Source organism: Paenibacillus sp. SER-28 (assembly GCF_052906305.1).
In genome coordinates, this window is record NZ_JBRECM010000002.1 from 15,572 (window position 1) to 40,041 (window position 24,470).

Here is a 24,470-nt window from a genome sequence, read left to right on the forward strand (position 1 = left end):
GTTCACGTATGAGTTCTTGCAGAAATGGAAATACAATTTAGTATCAAATAGATTCTATGAACTCTACGAGAGGCATAGGAATGAATAAACAGCTTTTATACCCTATTCAAATACCGGCAAGATCGGTTCATGAAGACGGTTATTTCAGGATGTTGTTAGGAGGGCTAGAGGCATGACTGCAATAAGACAAGATGCATGGAGTGTGGAAGATGACTTGATATTGGCGGAGGTGACATTGCGGCATATCCGTGAAGGTGGGACGCAGCTCGCTGCGTTTGAGGAGGTTGGTCAAAAAATCGGAAGAACCTCTGCAGCATGTGGCTTTCGTTGGAACAGCTGCGTGCGCAAACGTTATGATGAAGCGATTAGCATTGCCAAAGCACAGCGCCAGAAGCGCAGTTATATCCGTAAGCAGAACCCGGTAGGTGTATCACAGGTTGCGGCTTTTGCCTCGCTTGATGCAGTCGAAGGTGGGTACAGAACGGATGGTACGAGTGAGGATACGTTATCTATTGATGCAGTAATTCGCTTCTTGCGTCAATGGAAGGGATCCGTCCAGGAAACGAATCGGCAGATTAAGATGCTGGAGAAAGATTTACGGGAAAAGGAAGAAGAATTGAATCAGCTTCGCTCCATTAATGACCGGCTGTCCAAAGAAGTGAATGAGGTGCAAACCGACTATCGTGTTGTGAATGATGATTATAAAGCTCTGATTCAGATTATGGACCGGGCTCGGCGCTTGGCTTTAATCACTGATGATGAGGAAGAGCTTAAATCCAGATTCAAAATGGACGCCAATGGGAATCTGGAGCGCATTGAGTAACAAGATTACTTCTGCAATATTGAAATAAAACGTCAACTAGCGCTTTGCTGTAGTTGGCGTTTTTTGTATTTCTTTAGAGTGCATATGATATAGTAGAAAAAAAGATGGAAGCGAGACGATACAAAGGTGATTGATATTATTGGAGCGGGTTCGCTTGGATTGTTGTTTGCCGGGAGGTTGTCTGCCTCAGGTACAAAAGTAAGGCTGTGGACGCGTACACTTGAGCAGGCACGCATCATTGCTCGTGAAGGGATTACTGTGTTTGATAAGGAGGGACAGACGGCAGTACATGTGTCCGGGAATAAATTGAAGGTAGCGCCATTGGCAGATTGGCAACTGTTAAATTCACAGGCTCCGGCACGATGGATAATGCTTATGACCAAACAGGGGGCGATTGAGGAAGTATTAGAACAGATCCAGCCTGCAGCTCAAAAGGATAGATTTACAGGAATTGTTTGCTTGCAGAATGGAATCGGCCATATAGAACGCATTAGAAAGGCTTGGCCTAAAGCTGTAGTATACCCTGCTGTGACGACTGAAGGAGCCAAGAGGCAGGGAGTAGCATCTATTGTACATGCAGGATCGGGTGTTACTGAAATAGGATGTTCGGAGGAAGAGGAGGAGCCGAAGAACAATAATTTTAATCAATGTGTGCTAAATCGGCTGGTTGCAGCAGGATTTGACGCTTGCTTGTCGAAAGAAATCGAGAACGGTATGTATCGCAAGTTGTTGATCAATGCTGTGATCAATCCGCTGACGGCGTTATGGCGAGTTCGTAATGGCGAGCTGCTTTCGGACCCTATTCGAATACATATGATGCGCAGGCTGTACGATGAAGGCATTCAAGTGTATGAAGCTCATGGTATCCACTGGGAAAACGCATGGTGGGAGCAAATTAAGAGTGTATGCCGGGCAACGGCAGAGAATCACTCGTCCATGCTAGCTGATGTACTTGCACAGTCCATGACGGAAGTTGCTTCGATTAACGGACAACTGGTGCAGATGGCAGATCGGGCTGGAGTTACTGCACCAACTCATGAGTTATTGTGGCAATTAATTGAAGGCATGCGGCTAAAAGAGGGGTGATCAGTTGAGTCTTATACAAGGTACTATTATCACTTTCAGTATTCTTCCCTTTTTTCCGTTTTTGATCGTGTTTGCGGTTTGTCGCTACATTCTTAAAATGGAAAAAAAGAAATCGTTACTTACTTCTATGGATATTACCACGTTTTTTCTGATATTTTCCGTCGCAGCACTCTTTAACGTCATTTTTACATCTCGATTCGGTTTTTATTTGATTCTACTGCTCCTATTACTGGCCTTGGGTTTAATTGGAGGAGCTCAAAATCGAATAAAAGGGAAGGTTGATGGTAAAAGATTATGTAGAGCGGTCTGGAGATTAACTTTTATGGCGATGACATTGGCGTATATTTTGTTGACTGTAGTTGGTATATTTAAGAATATATTCAATACCGTGTGATATAAGGTGACATGAAAAGGTGAAAAAATATGAATTAATCATGTTTTTTTGAAAAAAAAGCTCAATTTGAAGAAATGTAATGTAGATTTTTTTGACCGCTGGTTGTATAATCTATAAACATATACCACTTTAGAACTAGGGGGAAAACGCTAGATGAAAAGGAAAAGCTTTTTAGTCCTTTTGACACTCATTCTTGCAGTTGGCGCACTGCTCGCAGGTTGCGGCGGCAAGAACGATAACAATGGTAAGGGCGCACAAGAAAACACTTCGACTACGCCGGCTGCGGCCGACAAGCAAATTTTGCGCATTAACCTTGCATCCGAGCCGCCAACGTTCGATCCGGCACAAGCTCAGGATAGTCAAACTAACACGGTTCTGAAAACTTTGTATGAAGGTCTCGTACGTATGGGTCCTGACGGCAAAGAAATCCCTGGCGTAGCTGAATCTTGGAAAATTTCCGATGACGGCAAAACCTATACGTTCAAGCTTCGTGATACTGCAAAATGGAGTAATGGCGACCCAGTCAAAGCAAGCGACTTCGTATTTGCTTGGCAACGGGTATTGGATCCTTCCACGGCTCCTGCACCTCCATATGCTTACCAATTGTACTATATCAAAAATGCTGAGGGTTACAACCTGAGCACTTCGAAATCTTTTAAAGGCACTAAAGTTACAGACTTTAAAGATGTAGGTGTTAAAGCTGTTGACGATCATACATTGCAAGTAGAGTTGGAGCACCCAACTCCTTACTTCTTGGGATTGACTTCTTTCTACACTTTCTATCCTGTAAATCCTTCTGTTAAAGGTAATGATAAGTGGGCTGTTAAGAAAGATAGCATGATCACTAACGGACCTTTCACATTAACGACTTGGGACAGCGGTCAAAAGATCGAAGTAACCAAGAGTGAAAACTATTGGGGTAAAGATGATATCAAGCTGAACAAAATTACGATGTCCCTTGTAAATAGCGGTGCAACAGAGCTGGCTTCTTATAGAAGTGGACAACTCGATTACGCAGGTATGCCAAACGGTGAAATTCCTACCGACCAAATTCCGGCTGTGAAAAAAGAACTGCCTAACGAATTTAAGGCAAAAGGGATTGCAAGTACGTACTACTATCTGTTTAATGTAACTGAAAAACCATTTAACAATGTTAAAATCCGTAAAGCGTTTGCAATGGCTATTCAACGCCAACCAATCGTTGAAAGAGTAACATTGGGCGGTCAAATTCCTGCATACGGCTTTGTACCTCCAGGTATCAAAGGAGTATCTCAAGAATTCCGCACTGAGAATAAAGATGATTACTTCAAAGAAGACTTCACTGAAGCGAAAAAATTGCTTCAAGAAGGTATGAAGGAAGAAGGCGTAACTACACTTCCTCCGGTAACATTGCTGTATAACTCCAGTGAGAGTCACCAAAAGATTGCTTTGGCAGTTGCTGATATGTGGAAGAAAAACCTTGGCGTTGACATCAAAACCCAAAACCAAGAGTGGGGCGTATTTATCCAAACACGTAACAAGCTGAATTTCCAAATCGCTCGTGGTGGATGGTCTGCTGACTATAATGATCCAATGACATTCCTGGATATGTGGACAACAGGCAATGGCAACAACAATGCAGGTTATGCTAACCCGGCATATGATGCTTTGATTGAAGCAGCTAAGAAAGAAACTGATCCAGCAAAACGCATGGAAGATTTTGCGAAAGCGGAGAAAATTCTGGTTCAAGATGATATGGTAATGCTTCCGATCTACTACTACTCAAATGTTTCTTTAACAAAACCGAATGTAAAAGACATTGGGCTTGACTTTAGTGGAGCAGTTGATTTCACAAGAGCGTATATTACACAGTAACTAAAGCTCGATTCTGAAGTTTCATAGTTACTTCGGGATATATATGTGGATAGAACCATATATATCCCGTTTTTTTTGTGTGTCATGGTCTTTTCCATCATCATGTAACCATGCAAATAAGTAGATTGGACAGTCCAATTCTATTTCGATAAAATCGAATGGTGTCGAAAAAAATTTATGGGGGGTGTAAACGGGCAATGACGCGTTATTTGATCAGTAAATTTTTCTACATGCTGCTATCTTTGTTCATTCTGATCTCTGCGACGTTTTTTCTCATGAAAGCAATTCCGGGTAACCCCTTCATGAGTGAAAAAGCGACTTCTCCTGAGATTCAAGCCCGGTTAATGGAGCAATATGGGCTGGATAAGCCTGTATATGTCCAATATTTTAAATACTTAGGTGATATTGCTTCAGGTGATTTTGGTATTTCTATGAAAAAGCTGAATCAAAGTGTAACTGACATTATCGGACAAACGTTTACGGTTTCCCTTAAACTGGGTTTTGTTGCCATAATCGTGTCGATAATTGTCGGTCTCTTGCTAGGTATGCTAGCAGCTTTGTATCATCGTAGGCTAATAGATAACGTTGCAATGGTATTAGCTATCATGGGGATTGCGGTTCCCAGCTTCGTTCTGGCATCGTTGATTCAATTTTTCTTCGCTCAACAGTTAGGTTGGTTTAATGTTATGGGCTTTGACGGTCCGATGGACTACGTTCTGCCTGTTGCAGCTCTATCTGCTTCCCCTATTGCGTTTATCGCTCGACTAACGCGTTCTAGTATGCTGGAAGTGCTTCATGCAGATTACATTAAGACTGCCAAGGCTAAAGGCTTGAAATCCATTACTATTATGTTCAAACACGTTGTTCGTAATGCTATTCTGCCGGTTGTTACCTATGTGGGACCAATGACGGCCAATATTATTACGGGTTCAGTTGTTATTGAACGTATCTTCGGGATTGGCGGTATTGGTAAGGTATTCGTAGATAGTATTACAACCCGCGATTATACCATGATTATGGGAGTTACTATTTTTTACGGTATTTTGCTGATGGTGGCGCGTTTTATTACAGATATTGCATATGGATTTATTGATCCGCGGATTAAGCTTACTGGCGGGAAGGAGGGATAACTTTATGTCTGTTAAAGATAATGCTGTGAACTTGGATAAGCTTCAGGTGAAACCGGAAGATTTCCAGAAGGTCGGGGCGGATGAAAAGCAGTCTGAAGTTATTCAGCGCGAAAGCTTATCCGCTTGGCGAGATGCTTGGGAGCGACTTCGTAAAAACAAACTGGCTATGACAAGCTTGAGTGTTTTGGTTCTCATTGTGCTTGCTTCAATCGTTGGTCCGATGCTGTCCCCATACGATGACCGCACGAATGATTTGTTGAGCACCAATCTTCCTCCTTCGGCGGAACATTGGTTCGGAACAGATGATCTGGGGCGTGATATGTTTGTACGTACTTGGATGGGCGCTCGGATTTCCTTGATTATTGGTTTGGCTGCTGCAATGATTGACTTGATGATTGGAGTTATTTATGGTGGAATTATGGGTTACTTTGGTGGCCGCGTTGATGAAATCATGAATAAATTTTCTGAAATCTTGTACTCCATTCCTTACTTGCTTGTTACGATCCTGTTGCTGGTTGTACTGGAGCCAAGTATCACTACAATTATTATTGCGCTCTGTGTAACAGGGTGGATTAACATGTCGTGGATTGTACGTGGTGAGATGTTACAACTTAAAAACCGAGAATTCGTACTCGCTTCCCGTTCAATGGGTGCAGGTGCTGGTCGTTTGCTGTTCCGTCACTTGTTGCCTAATGCGGTAGGACCGATCATTGTCACACTGACTTTGACAGTTCCAAGTGCTATTTTCTCTGAGGCATTCCTGAGTTTCCTTGGATTAGGGGTACAGGCTCCTCAGGCGTCGCTGGGTTCAATGATTGAATCAGCTCTGACTGGGTGGATGTATTACCCGTGGCGGATGCTTTTCCCAGCAGGTTTGATCAGTTTGATTATGCTTGCGTTCAACCTTTTTGGCGACGGCTTGCGTGATGCGCTTGATCCGAAGTTGAAGAAATAGGAGGTGAGATCATGGTGAGTAGCAACAATTTAATTGAGGTTGAAGGTCTTAAAAAGTATTTTAATGTTGGCAAAAACCGTGTGCTCAAAGCGGTGGACAACCTGAATTTCTATATTCGCGAGGGTGAAACGCTGGGTATGGTTGGCGAATCCGGCTGTGGTAAGTCTACAGCGGGTCGTACGATTTTGCGTTTGTATGAACCTACAGCAGGTAGCGTACGTTTTAACGGTACGGATATTTACAAATTATCACCAAGTAAAATGAAAGCAATGCGCCGTGATATGCAGATGATCTTTCAAGATCCGTATGCATCATTGAACCCGCGTTTTACCGTTTCTGATATTATTGGTGAGGCACTGGATATTCACAATATGGCGGGTAGCCGTGCAGAACGCAAGAAACGGATTGAAGAGTTACTTGATCTGGTTGGTTTGAACCCTGACCATGCAACACGCTATCCGCATGAGTTTTCTGGTGGTCAACGTCAACGGATCGGTATTGCACGTGCACTGGCTGTTAATCCTAAATTCATCATTTGTGATGAGCCGATTTCAGCTCTTGACGTATCTATTCAGGCTCAGGTTGTCAACCTGTTAAAAGAGCTTCAAGAACGTTTGGGTCTGACATACCTATTCATTGCGCATGATCTGTCGATGGTCAAGCACATCAGTGATCGGGTAGCTGTAATGTATATGGGTAGAATGGTTGAGCTTGCAGAAAGTGCTGAGTTGTATGCAAATCCGATCCATCCTTATACGAAAATGCTTTTGTCGGCGATCCCACTTCCTGATCCAGAAGTAGAAGCCAACAAAAAACGGATTATTATGCCAGGCGACCAAGCAGGCCCGATTCATGATGCATCTGGCAGTAAGACAGGGGCTTATAACCTGGAAAATGCCACGCTCATCGAAGTGTCTAAAGGACATTTTGTAGCTGAGCCTTACGCCTGATCTTGTTTTATGCACCAACCGCCGAGTTATTCGGCGGTTTTTTTTTGTAGGAAGCTTTGACGTGGACATAGGCTTTCGGTACAATCAAGCAGTAAGGTTTTGGTGGAGACAGGAGGCAGACCCATGAAAATAATTCCGGAAACGCTTCGCGGAGGGTCGGCTTTGGCAGAAGATTATATACAGGGTACAGGACGCGCAAGCGACTTGTATGAATATAATGTGCTGCAAGCCGATGCTTATGCCCAACGGGCGAAGTGGCTGGATAAGACGGGGCATCTGCGATTAAACCGTAAGGATGTCGTAGCATGTCTTCGTATATACAATGAGAAATACAATTCGTATGAGGCGGTTCGTGCTTCATTGGACCGTCTGGAAAGTCCAGATGCTCTGGTAGTAGCTGGCGGTCAGCAAAGCGGACTGTTCACAGGTCCGATGTTGGTCATTTACAAAGCCGCTACCCTCATTAAGGCGGCGAGAGAAGCAGAGGAACGGCTTGGACGTCCGGTTATTCCCGTCTTCTGGATTGCTGGCGAAGATCATGACTGGGACGAGGTCAATCATACATACGTAATGGCAAATGACCCACAAGCCGTCAAAATCAAGCTGAATAAGCAACCTGAACGCCGTTCTTCGGTTAGTGCCATTAAAGTTGACTCTTTTGAATGGAAGCAAGTGATAGCGGATATAGAGCAAAGCTTGCCAGATTCAGAACATAAGGCTGATATAATGCGCATGATTGAGAACGGGATAACGGATTCATATGGACTGAGTGAAGCCTTTGCCAAGTTGCTGGGCCTTTTGTTCGGTACCTATGGATTAGTACTCTTGGATTCAGCAGATCCTTCGCTACGCAAGCTGGAAGCATCCGTTTTTAAGCGGCTGGTTCAGCACAATGATGAGTTGGAGCAGGCTTATCGGACGGCTGCCACACGAATCGTAGATTATGGATATCATTTACAAGCCGATGTGCATGAAGGTGGCGCGAATCTCTTTTATATCCATGAAGATGAACGCTTGCTGCTTTTCAAAAAAGCTGGACTATTCACGGATCGACACGGTCTGGTGGCGTTTACTGTGGATGAACTGCTTGAAGAGATAGATAGACATCCCGAACGTTTTAGTAACAATGTGCTAACTCGTCCTCTAATGCAGGATTCACTGTTTCCGGTGCTGGCATCTGTGCTGGGTCTAGGAGAGATTGCTTACTGGGCGATTACACGGGATGCTTTCGGGGTGTTGGAGATACAGATGCCGATACTGCTGCCACGGATGTCTTTTACGTTGGTAGAGCCAGGTGTGGAGAAGCATATGCTTAAGTATGAATTAAGTTTTGGTCAAGTTAGAGACGGACTTGAGAAACGGAAAAAGCAATGGATTGCCACTCAAGATCAGCTTGGAATGCAGGATCAGTTTTCCGGGGCTAAGGAAGTTTTTGTCCGCATGTACGAACCACTTGTGCAGCAGACAGGTTTGATTGAAAAAGGTTTGCTACGGCTCGGAGAAACCAACCGCGAGAAGATTCTGGCACAGATCGCCTATCTGGAGGCAAAAGTTCAGGAAGCGTTGCTTCGGCAAAATGAAACAGCACTTCGCCAGTGGGATCGTATTGAATGGTCGCTTTTTCCATTTGGACAGCCGCAGGAGCGGGCGTATACGGTCTATCATTTTCTAAATCGTCATGGTCTCAGCTTGATTGATACGATTATGAATGTACCATTGGATCTGACAGGTACGCATCGTGTTATTTATGTATGATTGTTATTTTATATAGGATTTATCATGGTGCAAATTCAACCAATATGAAGGAGGAAACAAAGTATGACTTCCCATTCTCTACAAAATAGCATAGTTCACGATCTTAAATTGGCCCCTGAAGGTCATTTGAAAATTGATTGGGTAGAAGCCCATATGCCGGTATTGAACCGTATACGTCAACAATTCGAGCAAGAGCAACCTTTTGCTGGTCTGAAGGTAACCATCTGTCTACATTTGGAGGCCAAAACGGCTTACCTAGCTAAAGTGGTACAAGCAGGTGGAGCGCAGGTAACTATTACGGGGAGTAATCCATTGTCTACACAAGATGATGTTTGTGCCGCATTAGTTGAAGATGGCGTTACGGTATTAGCTAAATACAATCCAGACCCAGAAGAATTCAAGAATTTGCAAATTAAGGCACTGGAAACAAAGCCGGATCTCATTATAGATGATGGTGGTGACTTGGTTACTCTGTTGCAATCCGAACGGCCTGATCTGATTTCTACGATCCGTGGGGGAGCAGAGGAGACAACTACTGGCATTATTCGTTTGAAGGCTTTGGAAAAAGAAGGGCAACTTCACTTTCCGATGGTCGCTGTTAATGATGCTTACTGCAAATATTTGTTTGATAACCGCTATGGTACAGGACAGTCAGCTTTCGACGGCATTATTCGTACGACTAATCTGGTTGTAGCAGGAAGTACAGTGGTTGTGGTAGGTTATGGCTGGTGTGGCAAAGGAGTTGCAATGCGTGCGAAAGGGCTGGGAGCCAACGTTGTTGTAACCGAAGTTGATCCGATCAAGGCAGTAGAAGCCCATATGGATGGTTTCCATGTCTTGCCGATGGTAGAGGCTGCCAAACTGGGCGACTTCTTTATTACAGTAACTGGAAACAAGGCTGTAATTACAGGAGAACACTTTGATGTGATGAAGGATGGAGCTGTGCTGTGTAACGCAGGGCATTTTGATGTGGAGGTTAGTAAGCCTGAGCTTGCTAAACGTTCCGAATCCATTCGTACGGTGCGTCGCAATATCGAGGAATATCGTTTTAAAGATGGACGTAAAATGTATTTGCTGGCAGAAGGACGCCTCGTGAATCTGGCTGCTGCTGATGGACATCCTGCGGAAATTATGGATACGACATTTGCGCTTCAGGCGCTTGGCTTGAAATATGTGAATGATCGTTACAATGAACTAGGCAAAGCCGTTATTAATGTACCTTATGAAATTGATGAGCAGGTAGCTCGATTCAAGCTTGATAGTCTGGGAATCCAAATTGACACGTTAACTGAAGACCAAAAGATCTATTTGGACAGCTGGAACGCGTAATCGGATTTTCCATCACGATTTTCGCTGCAAAGTGTTGCGTTTTTAATGCAAGTATTTGTTTAGGTTGACATAATGGACAGAGAGTAAGCCCTTTATTCCGTGTTGTTTCGAAACCTGATGCATATTGTCGGGGGCCGGCTTCATGGGATAAGGGGCTTTTTTGCATCTTGTGACGCGGGGCTACAATAACAGACATAATGGTATGGATCCGGCTTCTATCACTTTTTGGTAATGAAAAAGAGGTCTTTGATTTTTTAAAGCGAATCTATTATGCTTAGGTGGTGGAAAGTGGGCCAAAGTGGGAGAATGGGGTAAGGGGTGACGAAACCAATGTTTATGGGGGAGTTCCAACATAGCATTGATGAGAAGGGTCGGCTTACTGTACCGGCCAAGTTTCGTGAACTTCTTGGTGCCTCGTTCGTGGTTACCCGCGGGTTGGACCAATGCCTCTTCGTGTATCCCATGGATGAGTGGGCTGTCATGGAGAAAAAACTTAAAGCACTGCCTCTGATGAAGGCCGATGCGCGGGCGTTTACCCGTTTTTTTTTCTCGGGGGCGACTGAATGCGAATTGGACAAACAGGGCAGGGTAAATTTACCGGGGAATTTGTGCGAATACGCCAAGCTCACTAAAGAGTGCGTCGTATTGGGAGTGTCCACCCGTGTAGAGATTTGGAGCAAGCACACTTGGGAGCAATATTTCAACCAATCAGAAGAAGCATTTAACGACATTGCTGAGAAATTGGTTGATTTCAACTTTGAATTGTAATTTAGGAGGTCAGCCGTTTGTTTCACCACATTACCGTACTCAAAGAAGAAGCAACACAGGCACTAAACATCAGGCAGGACGGGATTTATGTGGACTGCACGTTGGGAGGGGCAGGACACAGTTCCGTCATTGCATCACAGCTTGGCCCTGAGGGAAGGCTCATTGCCTTTGATCAGGACGACTGGGCATTGAACAATGCGCGAGAGAAGCTGTCAGCCTATGAAGGCAAGATTTCATTAGTGAAATCCAACTTCCGCCACTTGCAGGACAAGCTGACCGAATTGGGATTGCCCGAGAAAGACGGCGTCCCGCAGGTCCAGGGTATTTTGTTCGATCTGGGTGTGTCCTCGCCCCAGTTCGATGAGGGGGAACGGGGATTTAGCTACAATCATGATGCGCCGCTTGATATGCGGATGGATCAGAGTAGCTCGCTTACGGCTTACGAAATTGTCAATAAATGGTCGGAAGCAGAGATTGCGCGTATTTTGTTTCATTACGGAGAAGAGAAGTTTTCACGGCGGATCGCAAAGATCATGATTGAACGTCGATTGAACAAGCCTATTCACACAACTGGGGAACTTGTCGATATTATCAAAGAAGGAATTCCGGCTGCGGCACGCAGAACCGGGGGACATCCGGCTAAACGCAGTTTCCAGGCTTTGCGGATTGCTGTGAATGATGAGTTGGGTGCACTGGAAGATACTTTGCATCAGGCAGTAAGATGTCTGGCTCCAGGAGGCAGAATTTCGGTCATTACATTCCATTCTCTGGAGGATCGGATATGCAAGCATATTTTCAAGGAGTATTTGGCGAAAAGCATCTATCCATCTGATTTGCCTATTTTGGAAGACAAAATGGAAGGCGATCTGAAGCTGGTGAACCGTAAGCCGATTGTGGCGTCAGAGCAGGAACTGGAGCTTAATCCTCGGTCCCGGTCAGCGAAGCTGAGAGTTGCCGAGAAATTGTAAATTTAATGGAGAAGGAGAGGCGACATGGCTTATACACGCGGTAATTTGGCTGTAAAAGAAAGAGCCCGTCAGGAACAGGTTCAGCAACAACGGTATCGTGAGACCACCAAAGTCGTTACACGCCGCAGAGAGCTGCCGATTCGAGAAAAGCTGCTGTATCTATTGACACTTGTAGCGTGCATTGTCATTGCTGGTATGTTGATTAGCAGGTACGCTCACATTTATCAAATCAATTATTCGATTAATACGGCAAGCAAGGACATTTCCAAATTACAGACCAATATCGCCCAACTGAAGATGCAAAAGGAGCGTCTGGAAAATCAGATCGTGCCGACTGCAAAGCAACAGGGATATATCGAACCAACAAGAGAGCCCATTCGTGTGGAAAAGCAGGCTGCCAAATAGTTAAGGGCATAGCATCAAGCTATGCTCTGACGTACATTTTTTTGCAGAGAGGTTTGAGCTATGGTCAAAAGAATAAAGCTTCGCACACTGCTAATAGGGGGATGTATTACCCTCTTTTTTCTTGTTCTGCTACTTAAGGTATTTTGGATTCAAGTTGTGAGCGGGGAGTACTGGCATAACCTGGTAGTTAATCAAGTAGAAAGAGATCAGGTGATTCAGCCCAAGCGTGGAACCATTACGGACCGTAAAGGAAACGTATTGGCTACGGATGCACCGGCTTATACGGTAGTTGTCAATCCTAGCATCATTCAGGAGTATGATTTGGAGAATGAGGTTGTAGCTAAGCTGCACCAGTTACTCAAAACGCCTGAGGATGAGCTGAGAGGACATCTTTCTGCAAAGGATAAAAAGGGGAACTACTTAAAAAATCGCGAGATTCGTAATGGGGGCTGGAAGGTAGATCCTGAGATCAAGGCACAAGTGGATACGTTCAAAGAGTATTTGAAGGATAAGTATGAAGTAATTGGAGCTGTGGACACCGTTCAAGAATCCAAACGCTATTATCCGGAAAATAAGCTGGCTTCCCATGTTCTTGGCTATCAAAGAAAAGATGGCACAGCAGGTATGGGGTTGGAAGCTTATTATAATAAAGAGCTCTCGGGGACGGCTGGAAAGCTTCTGTATCAGCGGGATCGGAAGGGAGTTCCTCTTCAAGGATCGGAAAGTGTCTATGAGCCGGCACAAAATGGTAAAAATTTAAAGCTGACGATTGACGATACGATTCAGTATTATATAGAGGATGCCATGCAGGAAGCTATTGCAAAATACAACCCGAAAACGATGACTGTAGTAGCTGCTGATCCCCAGACGATGGATGTTCTTGGTATGGCAACTTATCCGAATTTTAATCCCAATACATATGGGAGTACACCCTTGGAATATTTCCGTAATAATGCTACTCAATCTATCTACGAGCCTGGCTCCACGTTTAAGATTGTAACCTTGGCAGCTGCGGTTCAAGAAAAGGTGTTCAATCCAAATGAATCTTACCAATCTGGTATGATTCGGGTCGGAGGCTGGGATATTCGTGATGTAAGCCGCAACTGGGGAACGTTAACCTATCTTCAGGGAGTCAAGCGCTCAAGTAACGTTGGTTTCGTCCATCTGGGTTTGGATAAGTTGGGTGGCGAGAGACTGAAGAAATATATTAATAACTTTGGATTCGGCGTGAAAACGGGCATTGATCTTCCAAGTGAGTCTACCGGGGCTATTACGTTCCATACCCAGTACAAATCCGAGGTCGCAACCGCTTCATATGGACACGGACGTGTTCAGGTGACGCCAATCCAGCAGGTAGCTGCCATCTCGGCAATTGCTAACGGGGGGAAGCTGATGCAGCCTCATCTGGTGAAGGAAATCATCAACCCAGATACAGGCGAAGTTCAGACGATTCAACCGAAGGAAGTCCGTCAAGTGATTACTCGGGAATCGGCAGTCCAGACAAGCAGCTATCTAGAGCAGGTCGTATCTGACCAAGAAATTGGTACGGGACGCCTTGCTTATATTGACGGATATCGTGTAGCTGGTAAAACAGGTACAGCGACGAAGGTCGTCGGAAAAGTATATGACCATTCGAAGGATGTCGTGTCCTTTATAGGTTTTGCACCGGTAAATGATCCGAAAATAGCTGTTTTGGTTGTTATGGACGAACCTAACAAATCGGTAGGCGGCGGTACAGCAGCAGCACCTGTATTTAAAAAAATTGTATCCCAATCGTTGCAATATATGGGGGTTCCAAAAACGGGAACTAAAACGAATAAATCAGGTGCCACTGTTGTAAAAACAGTGAATTTGCCAACGGTACCAACATTAACTGGTCAGGTGAAGAAGGATGCGCAAAATGCATTGCTCAAACAGGGAATTGCCTATGAAACGGTAGGCAAAGGCTCCAAAATTGTTCGCCAGTATCCTGAAGCAGGCGTCAAAATGAAACCCGGACAACGCATTTACTTGCTGACTGAGGATAGTGCCAACATGACTATTCCTGATTTTACAGGTGTTTCGTTGCGTGACACACTTCAAGTTCTGACCCTTATGAAGGTTGGTGTGCAGGTAAGTGGCGAAGGTTATGTTGTCTCTCAAAAGGCGCAAATGGTAAATGGAAAGCGGATCGTCAGCGTGACGCTTCAGCCGGCCAAAGAAACGGTGACCGGAGTGAAACCGGAGGAAACACAGGACTCGACCAATGGAGTTGCAGCTAACCAGACCGGCAGCGCAACAAAAACGGAGGTCGATACTAAAACCGATTCCGGTACTACTGCTGATGCTGGAACAGACTCGGAAGCTCCTAAGGGAGGAATATCTGCTGTTGCAGATGAGGAAAGTGCTGCTGCGATTAAAGGCGAGGATAACTGATAGCTTGTTCTAATGTCCGTTCTTTTGAATATTCATGAGGTAAGACATGTCATGAGTATTTGAGGAACGGAGGGAGCGCGTTTGAAAAAATCTAACGTGACCATGCGGCGGAGGCTAGTATGGGGGCTAATGGGATTATTTGTACTGTTTGCAGCCTTGTCGATCCGGCTCGCCTATGTTCAATTGGGTAAAGGAGGCGAGCTCTCGGCCAAGGCTGAGGATTCGTGGCGCCGCAATATTCCATTTGCCGCCAAGCGTGGCGAAATTTTGGATAGGCAGGGTACGGCGCTCACCTATAATGTCAGTTCGCCGACAGTCATGGCGATACCAGTACAAATTAAGAAGCCGGAAGAAACGGCACGCAGGCTAGCGCCCTTGCTGGATATGAGTGAGGATAAAGTACTCAAGCTGATTACCAAACGAACAGCAAGCCAAAAACTTCAGCCCGGCGGACGAAAAATTACGATGGAGAAAGCGCAGCAAATTCGTGATTTGAAGCTGCCGGGTATCGTTGTTGCTGAAGACAACAAACGTTATTATCCTTATGGTGATCTAGCGGCTCATATTCTTGGGTTTACAGGAATTGATAATCAAGGGCTGACAGGCGTAGAGAAGCAGCAAAACAGTAAGCTTCGGGGAATCGACGGAAGCATTGCGTATTTATCGGATGCAGGTGGTCGTCTAATGCCTGGTTCTTCTGAAAAATACATTGAACCGAAGGATGGACTAAATTTACAATTAACCATTGATAAGTCTGTGCAGTCCATTATGGAACGGGAGCTTGACCAAGCCATGGTCAAATTTCAGGCGAAGTCCGCATTGTCTATAGCTATGAACCCTAAGACGGGTGAAATATTAGGCATGGCTGGACGACCAAGCTATGAGCCAGCGCAATACAAGCAATATGCGCCTGAAATCTATAATCGAAATCTGCCTATCTGGATGACATATGAACCTGGGTCTACTTTCAAAATTATTACACTGGCGGCTGCCTTGGAAGAAAAGAAGGTCAATCTCAAAAATGACCGTTTTTTTGATCCGGGATATATTGAAGTCGGTGGAGCACGACTGCGTTGCTGGAAGAAAGGCGGACATGGAAGCCAAACTTTTCTTCAAGTGGTGGAGAATTCTTGCAACCCCGGTTTTGTAACATTGGGGCAGCGATTAGGTAAAGAAACACTGTTCAAATACATTCGCAATTTTGGCTTCGGCAGCAAAACGGGGATCGACATGATTGGTGAGGGCAACGGTATTTTGTTCAAACTACCTCAGGTCGGTCCTGTAGAGCTGGCGACAACCGCTTTTGGTCAAGGGGTGTCTGTTACTCCGATCCAGCAGGTTACGGCTGTATCAGCGGCAATCAATGGCGGTAATCTTTATAAGCCTCACATTACAAAAGGTTGGGTTCAGCCGGGAACCGGAAAAGTGCTGGAAAAAGTAGAGCCAGAACTGGTACGTAGGGTTATTTCAGAGGAAACCTCCCGACAGGTAAGGGAAGCGCTGGAAAGCGTCGTTGCTAAAGGTACAGGTCGTCCTGCTTTTATTGAAGGCTACCGGGTGGGAGGTAAAACGGGGACAGCACAAAAGGTGATTAACGGGCGTTATTCTTCCTCGGAGCATATTGTATCCTTTATTGGTTTTGCACCGGCGGATGATCCGCAAATCGTCGTTTATACCGCTGTCGATAACCCGAAGGGCATTCAATTCGGCGGGGTGGTTGCTGCGCCAATCGTGCAAAATATTTTAAAGGACGCGCTGATTGCCTTGAAAATACCGCCTCGCACCAATCAAATTGCCAAAGAGTACAAGTATGGAGAAAATCCGATCGAAACGGTACCTGATCTGGTAGGTGCTACTGCAGCTGATTTGTACGAAGATATGAATATGAACTTTATGCTCGTGAAATCTGGGTCAGGCAAGACGGTCGTGAGTCAGGCGCCGAAGCCGGGCTCCAGATTGGAGCGGGGATCAACGATCCGTATTTACATGGGGGATTGATAGGTTCATTTTATACCATACTATGAATAACGAGAGAGCAATGGAGGAATGAAAGATGCAGCTTCAACAATTGGCTTCACTGCTGGCCGTCTCCCGTGTGGTGGGTGACGGTACAGTGGATTGCCGAGGAATCGGGGCGGATTCACGTCGAGTGCAACAGGGAGATTTATTTCTATGTTTGCCAGGTTTTACAGTGGACGGACATGACTATGCTGAGCAGGCAATTGCGTCCGGGGCGGCAGCTTTGGTCGTTGAACGGGAACTGGATGTACCTGTTCCGCAGCTTGTAGTTAAGGATGCACGACATGCCATGGCGGTTTTGGCGGATTATATGTTTGATTCACCGAGCCGACGTATGCGCATGATCGGCATAACCGGAACCAACGGTAAAACAACGATAACTTATCTGATTGAAAAGATCATGAAGGATGCCGGGGTGAACACCGGACTGATTGGTACGATTCAAATGCGTTACGGAGGTCAGTCTTACCCAATGTCTGGCACTACGCCCGAAGCGGTGGAACTGCAACGTTATCTCGGAAATATGGCAGAGCAGGGGGTTCAATGCTGTGTCATGGAAGTATCCTCACATGCGTTGGAGCAGGGCCGCGTCAAAGGAACTGATTTTCGCACCGCTATATTTACAAACCTGACGCAGGACCACCTGGACTACCACAACACAATGGAGGAGTACCGTGCTGCAAAAGGACTTTTGTTCTCTAGGTTGGGAAATGCTTTCTCGCGGGATGCATCAGATAGCAAATATGCTGTTCTGAATGCAGACGATCCGGCTTCTTCCTATTTGCAGGCTCAAACTGCGGCCCAAGTGATTACATACGGCGTGGAAAAGGAGTCTGATGTGCAGGCATCTCGTATCACTATAGGTTCCAAGGGAACCTCCTTCCATGTGTCTACTTTTAAAGGAGATACCGATATTGAACTTCGAATGGTGGGCAAGTTCAATGTGTACAACGCACTGGCGGCCATTACCGCTGCTTTACTGGAAGGAATCTCGCTAGTGGATATCAAGCGCAGTCTAGAGTCTATCGCAGGCGTAGATGGGCGGGTAGAGCCTGTAGATGCGGGTCAGCCCTTTGCTGTTATTGTAGATTATGCCCATACACCGGACGGATTGGAAAATGTCCTTCGCACCGTAAAGGAATTTGCGGTCGGTAAAGTATGGTGTGTATTTGGATGCGGCGGTGACCGAGATCGTACAAAACGTCCGTTGATGGGGAAAATTGCTGCGCGTTACAGCGATCATTCGTTTATTACTTCCGATAATCCGCGAACAGAGGACCCGAAAGTGATTTTGAAAGACATCGAACAAGGGTTGATTGACGAAGGTGTACCCGCAGAACGATACGAATTGATCGTGGATCGCAGAACTGCAATTCATAAAGCTGTTGAAATGGCAAGCCCTGACGATGTAGTATTGATTGCGGGAAAAGGTCATGAGACTTACCAGTTGATCGGAAAAACGGTGCATGAATTTGATGACCGCATCGTAGCCAAAGAAGCGATAAGGGGTTTATCCAAGTGATGAAAAGAACAATCGGTCAGATTGCATCTATGTGTGGAGGAACACTTCACGGAGAAGCGGACGCCGAACAGATGGTCGAAGGCGTTTTTACAGATTCTCGCAGGCTGCAGAGCCAAGGGTTGTTTGTTCCACTCGTGGGCGAACGGTTTGATGGACATAATTATGTGCAGCAGATCGTAAGCGAGGCAGGTGCAGCTGCATTTTTATGGCAAAAGGATCATGGAGCACCTCCGGCTGAGAACGCTATTGAGGTAGAGGATACGCTAGAAGCCCTTCAGCATCTAGCAGCTGCATACTTACGCGAAATTGGCGTTTCTGTCGTTGGGATCACGGGAAGCAATGGCAAGACGACAACGAAAGACATCGTAAACGCTCTGCTGGGCACGACTTTTAAAGTACACAAAACCGAAGGAAATTATAACAATCATATTGGTTTGCCTTTAACTGTACTTTCCATGCCGCAGGATACAGATATTCTCATTCTGGAGATGGGCATGAGTGGGCGCGGAGAGATTCGTCTGCTGGCTAATATCGCCCAACCAGATGTAGCTATCATAACGAACATAGGCGAATCGCACTTGCTGCAGCTTGGTTCTCGAACGGAAATCGCTCGTGCAAAGTTGGAGATTACAAGTGGTCTTAAGCCTGGTGGCTTGCTGATCTACAATGGGGATGAACCACTGCTTTCACAAGTGTTGGCGGAGTCTGAAACGGTCAAGCCTGAAGGTTTAAAATTGTTTACGTTCGGGCTAGCTACAGGCAACGATGACTATCCGACTGAAATCACTTCGGATGAAGAAGGTAGCTTATTCATAACAGCCCAATCTGGCAAAGAGGCTTTCCGGCTTCCCTTGCTTGGACAGCACAATGTTGTAAATGGTTTGGCAGCACTGGCGGTAGCGCGTCATTTCAATGTCGATGCAGACCATATACGTAAAGGGTTGTCGTCTTTAAAACTGACGGGCATGCGCATTGAGGTCGTGAAATGTCCTAATGCACTTACCGTGCTAAACGACGCTTATAATGCCAGCCCGGCTTCAATGAAGGCTGCTATTCAGACGTTGTCTGCGTATAAAACGGACGGACGTAAAGTCGCCGTGCTTGGTGACATGCTGGAGCTGGGACCTGAGGAAAAGCAATTCCATGAGGAGATTGGAATTTTCGCGGCAAAGCACGACGTAGAGGTACTGTATACCTACGGTGCGTTAGGCACTTCGATTGCGCAGGGTGCGCAAGGGTTGATGCCAACTGCTAACGTGCACGCTTATACAGATAAGCAAGAGCTGATCCAGCATTTGCAGGTTCATCTCCACGCCAATGATATTGTGCTGGTTAAGGCATCCAGAGGGATGCGACTAGAAGAAATTGTGGATGCGCTGAAAAACGGTCCGCTACAGAACTGATGTTGACGAGAGGGAGACTCCCATGGATATTCAATTATTACTGCTGACGATCGTCGTATCGTTTATACTGGCGGTCATTGCCGCTCCACTGCTCATTCCGCTGCTGCGGCGAATGAAATTCGGCCAGCAGGTCCGGGATGACGGGCCACAAAGCCATCTTAAAAAGATAGGTACGCCTACAATGGGCGGTATCGTGATTCTGGTGGCTTTTACGCTGACCTTTCTTAAGTTTTCAGCTATCAAAAATACGGACTTTTACGTTCTGTTGGTTGCTACGCTCGGTTTTGGGCTGATCGGCTTTTTGGACGACTATATCAAAATTGTATTCAAACGCTCGTTAGGTCTGACGGCGCGTCAAAAGCTGTTTGGGCAATTATTGTTCGGCGCAATTATGTGCTGGCTTCTGCTTAGCAATGATCATAGTACTGCGATCGGCATCCCTGGAACGTCATGGTCATTTGATTGGGGCGGCTGGTTTTATTATCCGTTCATCATTATCATGATGCTGGCGATTAGCAATGCTGTCAATTTCACGGATGGGCTGGACGGGCTGCTGTCCGGTACAAGTGCCATTGCTTTTGCTGCTTATGCCATTGTCGCGATTCAGGCGACCTCGCTTCCGGCAGCAGTATGCTCAGCGGCTATGATTGGCGCTGTACTCGGATTTCTTGTATATAATGCTCATCCTGCCAAGGTGTTTATGGGTGATACAGGCTCGCTGGGAATCGGAGGCGCCATAGGTGCCATTGCCATCGTTACGAAAAGCGAAATTTTGTTTCTCATTATCGGTGGTGTATTCGTAATTGAAATGCTGTCCGTAGTCTTGCAAGTAGCTTCCTTTAAAACACGTGGCAAGCGTATTTTTAAAATGAGCCCGATTCATCATCATTTCGAGCTGTCCGGCTGGTCCGAATGGCGCGTAGTCATTACATTCTGGGCTGTAGGACTGCTGTTGGCAGGACTCGGACTTTATCTCAACAAGGGGTTGTAGACAAATGAACCATCCAGACGCATACAGAGATCAGGAAGTCGTCATTATCGGTCTGGCTAAAAGCGGCGTGCAAGTTGCCAAGGTGCTGCACCAGGCCGGAGCCAAGCTGACAGTCAATGATAAAAAGGATAGGGAACAATGTCCCGAAGCTTCTGAATTAGAGGCTTTGGGAATTTCCGTTTTATGTGGGAGTCACCCAGAAGGGCTAATTCATCCTGGAGTGAAGCTGGTTGTCAAAAATCCAGGGATTCCTTATACGGCCCCTCCCGTACAGAAAGCTGTCGAGCTCGGCATTGAGGTCGTGACCGAGGTTGAGGTCGCCTACCATCTATGTAAAGCTCCGATCATCGGAATTACTGGCTCCAACGGAAAGACGACCACGACCACTTGGGTAGGCAAGCTGTTGGAAGCATCCGGCATGAATCCAATCGTGGCTGGTAATATCGGTACGCCCGTATGTGAGGCGGCTGTGGATGCCAAGTCGGACGAGTGGATGGTTGTGGAGCTGAGCAGCTTTCAGTTAAAAGGAACAAAAGATTTCAAGCCCACTGTGGCCTGCCTGCTCAATGTAGCTGAGACCCATTTGGACTACCACGGAGGCATGGAGGACTACGTTGCATCCAAGGCGCGTCTATTTGCCAATCAAACGGCAGCGGATACTGCGGTGGTGAACTGGGATGACCCCGTCTGCGGGGAGCTCGTACCCTATATAAAAGCGAAGCTGCTTCCGTTCTCTATGACAGAACGTTTGCAGGAAGGGTTGTTCGCTGACCCGCCATACATACCGGATGTGAAGGACGATATTGAACGTAGCATCGTATACCGCGATGGAAATGGTGTGCTGCATCCCATTATAGGCGTAGCTGAGATTGGACTTCCGGGTCGTTTTAACGTAGAAAATGCTCTTGCTGCTTGCGCAATCGCCATTGCTGCAGGCGCAGAACCAGCAAATTTGGCGGAACCATTAAGTACTTTTCGCGGCGTCGAACATCGGCTTGAATATGTTTTAGAACACGCTGGTGTAGCTTATTACAATAATTCCAAAGCAACCAATTCGAAAGCAACAATGATGGCTTTATCTTCCTTTAAGCAACCCATTGTACTCATTGCCGGAGGATTGGATCGCGGCTCTGATTATACAGAGCTCGTACCTTCCTTGCAGGAAGGTGTGAAAGCCGTTGTGCTCTTGGGTGAGACACGGCATAAGCTGGCTGAGCGGGCCCATCAGGCTGGAATAGAGCATGTCAAGGTCGTCGATAATGGGGAGGATGCCGCCGCTACGCTCGTGGAGGCTGTGAACAAGGCTGCTGAATTTGCTGAGACGGGAGATGTAGTATTACTCTCACCCGCCTGTGCAAGCTGGGATATGTTCCGATCCTATGAAGAGCGTGGACGTATTTTTAAAGAGGCGGCGCATAAATTGTAAGTAGGGGGGTTGGATAAGCCCCTACTTTTATGCAAGGGGTGGCCTCCTGATGAAGCAATCTCGTCCAGCGCCGGATCTATGGCTTTTCGTTTGTATTGTAAGCTTATTAGCCATCGGCATGGTTATGGTATACAGTGCGGGCGCCGTCCTCGCTTTTCACGAGTACGGGGACTCCTACTATTTTGTAAAGCGGCAATTGCTGTTTGCAGGGCTCGGCCTTGTAGCGATGTACTTTACTGCCAGAACGGACTACCGGATCTGGCAGAAATATGCCAAGGTCGTGTTGTTGATCTGTCTAGCGCTACTGGTTGCCGTATTAATTCCCGGCATTGGTGTAGTAAGAGGCGGGGCACGAAGCTGGCTCGGTATTAGCTCTTTCGGCATTCAGCCTTCCGAGTTTATGAAGCTGGGTATGATTCTTTTTCTCGCTCGTTGGCTCAGTCGTCCTGACTATGATATTAGCTCTTTTACGCGCGGCCTGTTGCCCCCGCTTGGACTCATGGGACTGGCTTTTGGGCTTATTATGCTCCAGCCCGATTTGGGCACAGGCACGGTAATGATGGGAGCGTCCATGCTCATCGTATTTACGGCAGGCGCGCGTATGAAGCATCTCGGTCTGCTGGCTTTGTCGGGAGCAGCAGGGTTTGCTGCACTGATTGCAGCTGCGCCTTATCGACTCCAGCGCATCACCGCTTTTCTGGACCCTTGGTCCGATCCGCTTGGCGCAGGCTATCAAATTATTCAATCGCTATATGCGATTGGTCCTGGCGGGCTGGCGGGCTTGGGACTCGGCATGAGTCGACAAAAATATAGCTACGTTCCTGAGCCGCAAACTGATTTTATTTTTTCCATTTTGGCGGAGGAGCTTGGCTTTATCGGTGGAATGACGGTGCTGGGGCTCTTTTTGGTCCTCGTATGGAGAGGAATGCGTGTCGCTATAACTATTCCGGATACCTATGGCAGTTTGCTTGCGGTGGGTATTGTCGCAATGGTCGCCGTACAGGTCGTCATTAATATTGGTGTCGTTATCGGTTTAATGCCGGTGACAGGAATAACACTGCCCTTAATCAGCTATGGAGGTTCTTCTCTGACCTTAATGCTAACAGCTCTGGGCATTTTACTAAATTTATCACGTTATGCGAGGTGAACGTTTATGCGCGTCGTGTTGAGCGGCGGCGGTACCGGAGGGCATATTTATCCGGCGCTGGCCGTAGCCAGACAGTGCGAAGAGATTGATCCGGACGCTGAATTTTTATACATTGGCGGTCAACGAGGACTCGAAAGCAAGTTGGTTCCTCAGGAAAAAATTCCATTTGAGGCTATTGATATCACAGGATTTCGCCGCAGCTTGTCTGTGGAAAATATAAAAACGATCATGCGCTTTTTCAAAGGGGTTCGCAGATCCAAAGCATTATTAAAGAAATTTAAGCCAGATGTCGTTATTGGCACTGGGGGATATGTATGCGGACCCGTCGTTTATGCAGCTTCCAAGTTGGGAATTCCCAGCATTATTCATGAGCAAAATGCAATTCCAGGGTTGACTAATACATTTCTGAGTCGCTATGTGGATACAGTGGCTGTTAGCTTTGAAGGCTCAGAAGGAGCTTTCCCCAAAGCTAAAAATGTACTGTACACTGGGAACCCGCGTGCTACAACAGTTCGTTTGGCTAACCGGGATCGGGGATTTGCTACAATTGGGGTTCCGATGAACAGTTCGGTCGTCCTTGTGGTCGGTGGCAGCAGGGGAGCGAAGGCCATTAATGACGCCATGATTGCAATGGCTCCGCAACTTTCACAACTGAAAGACGTCCATTTTGTATATGTAACCGGTGAATCTTATTATGAGCAAACGCTGGATAGCATACGGAATCAGATCGGCTCATTGCCCAATCATCTACATGTGCTTCCCTATATTCACAATATGCCAGAGGTGCTGGCTTGTACCTCATTAATTGTTAATCGCGCAGGTGCTTCCTTCTTGGCAGAGATCACATCGTTGGGCATTCCGTCTATTCTGATCCCATCACCTAATGTGACGAATAACCATCAGGAGGCTAATGCTCGTACACTTGAAAAGGCAGGCGCATCCGTCATGATTGTAGAAAAGGAACTGAGTGGTCCGGCTCTGTTTCAATCTATAGCGGGAATTATGAAGGATGAGGCACGGCGAAGTCGCATGGCAGAGTCGGCGTCTGCGCTCGGCAAGCCTGACTCAGCAGATATTTTAGTAAAAGAAATGGAACGTCTTGCCCATAAAAGGTAGTCTGCAGCGCAGAA

20 protein-coding genes are annotated in these 24,470 nt (G+C 46.3%); all 20 read left to right on the forward strand.

Going from position 1 to position 24,470, the window contains the following annotated elements; all coding sequences use genetic code 11:
• Positions 1 to 172 precede the first annotated feature (172 nt).
• The 20 genes from ACUYLD_RS05655 (at position 173) to murG (ending at position 24,456) form a co-directional block, all read left to right on the forward strand.
• The gene (locus ACUYLD_RS05655) at positions 173 to 823 is read left to right on the forward strand and encodes an RsfA family transcriptional regulator (protein ID WP_165178391.1); all 651 of its coding nucleotides are present in this window, start codon (positions 173 to 175) and stop codon (positions 821 to 823) included.
• Between the two features lie 126 nt (positions 824 to 949).
• Entirely contained in the window at positions 950 to 1,909 is a 960-nt protein-coding gene (locus ACUYLD_RS05660) for a ketopantoate reductase family protein (protein ID WP_250260929.1), read from the forward strand.
• A 4-nt stretch (positions 1,910 to 1,913) separates the two neighbouring features.
• Positions 1,914 to 2,303 (forward strand): DUF3397 domain-containing protein, encoded by a 390-nt coding sequence (locus ACUYLD_RS05665; protein ID WP_250260930.1) that lies wholly within the window; start codon positions 1,914 to 1,916, stop codon positions 2,301 to 2,303.
• Positions 2,304 to 2,456: 153 nt separating this feature from the next.
• Entirely contained in the window at positions 2,457 to 4,157 is a 1,701-nt protein-coding gene (locus ACUYLD_RS05670) for a peptide ABC transporter substrate-binding protein (protein ID WP_250260931.1), read from the forward strand.
• A gap of 197 nt (positions 4,158 to 4,354) precedes the next feature.
• Complete coding sequence (locus ACUYLD_RS05675) at positions 4,355 to 5,287, forward strand: ABC transporter permease (protein WP_023989458.1); 933 nt, start codon at positions 4,355 to 4,357, stop codon at positions 5,285 to 5,287.
• Between the two features lie 4 nt (positions 5,288 to 5,291).
• The gene (locus ACUYLD_RS05680; protein WP_013311103.1) at positions 5,292 to 6,242 is read left to right on the forward strand and encodes an ABC transporter permease; all 951 of its coding nucleotides are present in this window, start codon (positions 5,292 to 5,294) and stop codon (positions 6,240 to 6,242) included.
• A gap of 11 nt (positions 6,243 to 6,253) precedes the next feature.
• Positions 6,254 to 7,192: an ABC transporter ATP-binding protein gene (locus ACUYLD_RS05685; RefSeq protein ID WP_013311102.1), complete on the forward strand. Its 939-nt coding sequence runs from the start codon at positions 6,254 to 6,256 to the stop codon at positions 7,190 to 7,192.
• A gap of 123 nt (positions 7,193 to 7,315) precedes the next feature.
• Positions 7,316 to 8,947, forward strand: coding sequence for a bacillithiol biosynthesis cysteine-adding enzyme BshC (bshC, locus tag ACUYLD_RS05690; RefSeq protein ID WP_446674593.1), 1,632 nt, complete (start codon positions 7,316 to 7,318; stop codon positions 8,945 to 8,947).
• A 63-nt stretch (positions 8,948 to 9,010) separates the two neighbouring features.
• A complete protein-coding gene (locus tag ACUYLD_RS05695) occupies positions 9,011 to 10,276 on the forward strand; it encodes an adenosylhomocysteinase (RefSeq protein ID WP_013311100.1) in 1,266 nt (421 codons plus the stop codon).
• Between the two features lie 330 nt (positions 10,277 to 10,606).
• Positions 10,607 to 11,044, forward strand: coding sequence for a division/cell wall cluster transcriptional repressor MraZ (gene mraZ / locus ACUYLD_RS05700; protein WP_013311099.1), 438 nt, complete (start codon positions 10,607 to 10,609; stop codon positions 11,042 to 11,044).
• Between the two features lie 17 nt (positions 11,045 to 11,061).
• Positions 11,062 to 12,012, forward strand: coding sequence for a 16S rRNA (cytosine(1402)-N(4))-methyltransferase RsmH (gene rsmH / locus ACUYLD_RS05705; RefSeq protein WP_254350277.1), 951 nt, complete (start codon positions 11,062 to 11,064; stop codon positions 12,010 to 12,012).
• 24 nt (positions 12,013 to 12,036) lie between these two features.
• Entirely contained in the window at positions 12,037 to 12,417 is a 381-nt protein-coding gene (locus ACUYLD_RS05710; RefSeq protein ID WP_061828519.1) for a hypothetical protein, read from the forward strand.
• A gap of 60 nt (positions 12,418 to 12,477) precedes the next feature.
• Positions 12,478 to 14,832 carry a penicillin-binding transpeptidase domain-containing protein gene (locus tag ACUYLD_RS05715; RefSeq protein WP_254350276.1) on the forward strand — a complete coding sequence of 785 codons (2,355 nt, stop codon included), beginning with the start codon at positions 12,478 to 12,480 and terminating at the stop codon, positions 14,830 to 14,832.
• A gap of 81 nt (positions 14,833 to 14,913) precedes the next feature.
• On the forward strand, positions 14,914 to 16,830 hold the full coding sequence (locus tag ACUYLD_RS05720; protein ID WP_069289990.1) for a stage V sporulation protein D: 1,917 nt from the start codon (positions 14,914 to 14,916) through the stop codon (positions 16,828 to 16,830).
• 55 nt (positions 16,831 to 16,885) lie between these two features.
• Entirely contained in the window at positions 16,886 to 18,373 is a 1,488-nt protein-coding gene (locus ACUYLD_RS05725) for a UDP-N-acetylmuramoyl-L-alanyl-D-glutamate--2,6-diaminopimelate ligase (RefSeq protein WP_069289989.1), read from the forward strand.
• Positions 18,373 to 19,776 carry a UDP-N-acetylmuramoyl-tripeptide--D-alanyl-D-alanine ligase gene (locus ACUYLD_RS05730; RefSeq protein ID WP_446674920.1) on the forward strand — a complete coding sequence of 468 codons (1,404 nt, stop codon included), beginning with the start codon at positions 18,373 to 18,375 and terminating at the stop codon, positions 19,774 to 19,776. Before ACUYLD_RS05725 ends, ACUYLD_RS05730 begins: the two co-directional genes overlap by 1 nt.
• Positions 19,777 to 19,798: 22 nt before the next feature.
• Positions 19,799 to 20,767 (forward strand): phospho-N-acetylmuramoyl-pentapeptide-transferase, encoded by a 969-nt coding sequence (gene mraY / locus ACUYLD_RS05735; protein WP_013311092.1) that lies wholly within the window; start codon positions 19,799 to 19,801, stop codon positions 20,765 to 20,767.
• A gap of 4 nt (positions 20,768 to 20,771) precedes the next feature.
• Positions 20,772 to 22,193: a UDP-N-acetylmuramoyl-L-alanine--D-glutamate ligase gene (gene murD, locus ACUYLD_RS05740; RefSeq protein WP_446674594.1), complete on the forward strand. Its 1,422-nt coding sequence runs from the start codon at positions 20,772 to 20,774 to the stop codon at positions 22,191 to 22,193.
• Between the two features lie 49 nt (positions 22,194 to 22,242).
• Entirely contained in the window at positions 22,243 to 23,340 is a 1,098-nt protein-coding gene (gene spoVE, locus ACUYLD_RS05745) for a stage V sporulation protein E (protein WP_061828513.1), read from the forward strand.
• A 6-nt stretch (positions 23,341 to 23,346) separates the two neighbouring features.
• A complete protein-coding gene (murG, locus tag ACUYLD_RS05750; protein ID WP_061828512.1) occupies positions 23,347 to 24,456 on the forward strand; it encodes an undecaprenyldiphospho-muramoylpentapeptide beta-N-acetylglucosaminyltransferase in 1,110 nt (369 codons plus the stop codon).
• Positions 24,457 to 24,470 lie beyond the last annotated feature (14 nt).

Coding starts and splice junctions, on each gene's coding strand:
- ACUYLD_RS05655 (WP_165178391.1), top strand. CDS start 173: ATGACTGCAATAAGACAAGATGCATGGAGTGTGGAAGATGACTTGATA.
- ACUYLD_RS05670 (WP_250260931.1), top strand. CDS start 2,457: ATGAAAAGGAAAAGCTTTTTAGTCCTTTTGACACTCATTCTTGCAGTT.
- ACUYLD_RS05675 (WP_023989458.1), top strand. CDS start 4,355: ATGACGCGTTATTTGATCAGTAAATTTTTCTACATGCTGCTATCTTTG.
- ACUYLD_RS05680 (WP_013311103.1), top strand. CDS start 5,292: ATGTCTGTTAAAGATAATGCTGTGAACTTGGATAAGCTTCAGGTGAAA.
- ACUYLD_RS05685 (WP_013311102.1), top strand. CDS start 6,254: ATGGTGAGTAGCAACAATTTAATTGAGGTTGAAGGTCTTAAAAAGTAT.
- bshC (WP_446674593.1), top strand. CDS start 7,316: ATGAAAATAATTCCGGAAACGCTTCGCGGAGGGTCGGCTTTGGCAGAA.
- ACUYLD_RS05695 (WP_013311100.1), top strand. CDS start 9,011: ATGACTTCCCATTCTCTACAAAATAGCATAGTTCACGATCTTAAATTG.
- mraZ (WP_013311099.1), top strand. CDS start 10,607: ATGTTTATGGGGGAGTTCCAACATAGCATTGATGAGAAGGGTCGGCTT.
- ACUYLD_RS05710 (WP_061828519.1), top strand. CDS start 12,037: ATGGCTTATACACGCGGTAATTTGGCTGTAAAAGAAAGAGCCCGTCAG.
- ACUYLD_RS05715 (WP_254350276.1), top strand. CDS start 12,478: ATGGTCAAAAGAATAAAGCTTCGCACACTGCTAATAGGGGGATGTATT.
- ACUYLD_RS05725 (WP_069289989.1), top strand. CDS start 16,886: ATGCAGCTTCAACAATTGGCTTCACTGCTGGCCGTCTCCCGTGTGGTG.
- ACUYLD_RS05730 (WP_446674920.1), top strand. CDS start 18,373: ATGAAAAGAACAATCGGTCAGATTGCATCTATGTGTGGAGGAACACTT.
- mraY (WP_013311092.1), top strand. CDS start 19,799: ATGGATATTCAATTATTACTGCTGACGATCGTCGTATCGTTTATACTG.
- murD (WP_446674594.1), top strand. CDS start 20,772: ATGAACCATCCAGACGCATACAGAGATCAGGAAGTCGTCATTATCGGT.
- spoVE (WP_061828513.1), top strand. CDS start 22,243: ATGAAGCAATCTCGTCCAGCGCCGGATCTATGGCTTTTCGTTTGTATT.
- murG (WP_061828512.1), top strand. CDS start 23,347: ATGCGCGTCGTGTTGAGCGGCGGCGGTACCGGAGGGCATATTTATCCG.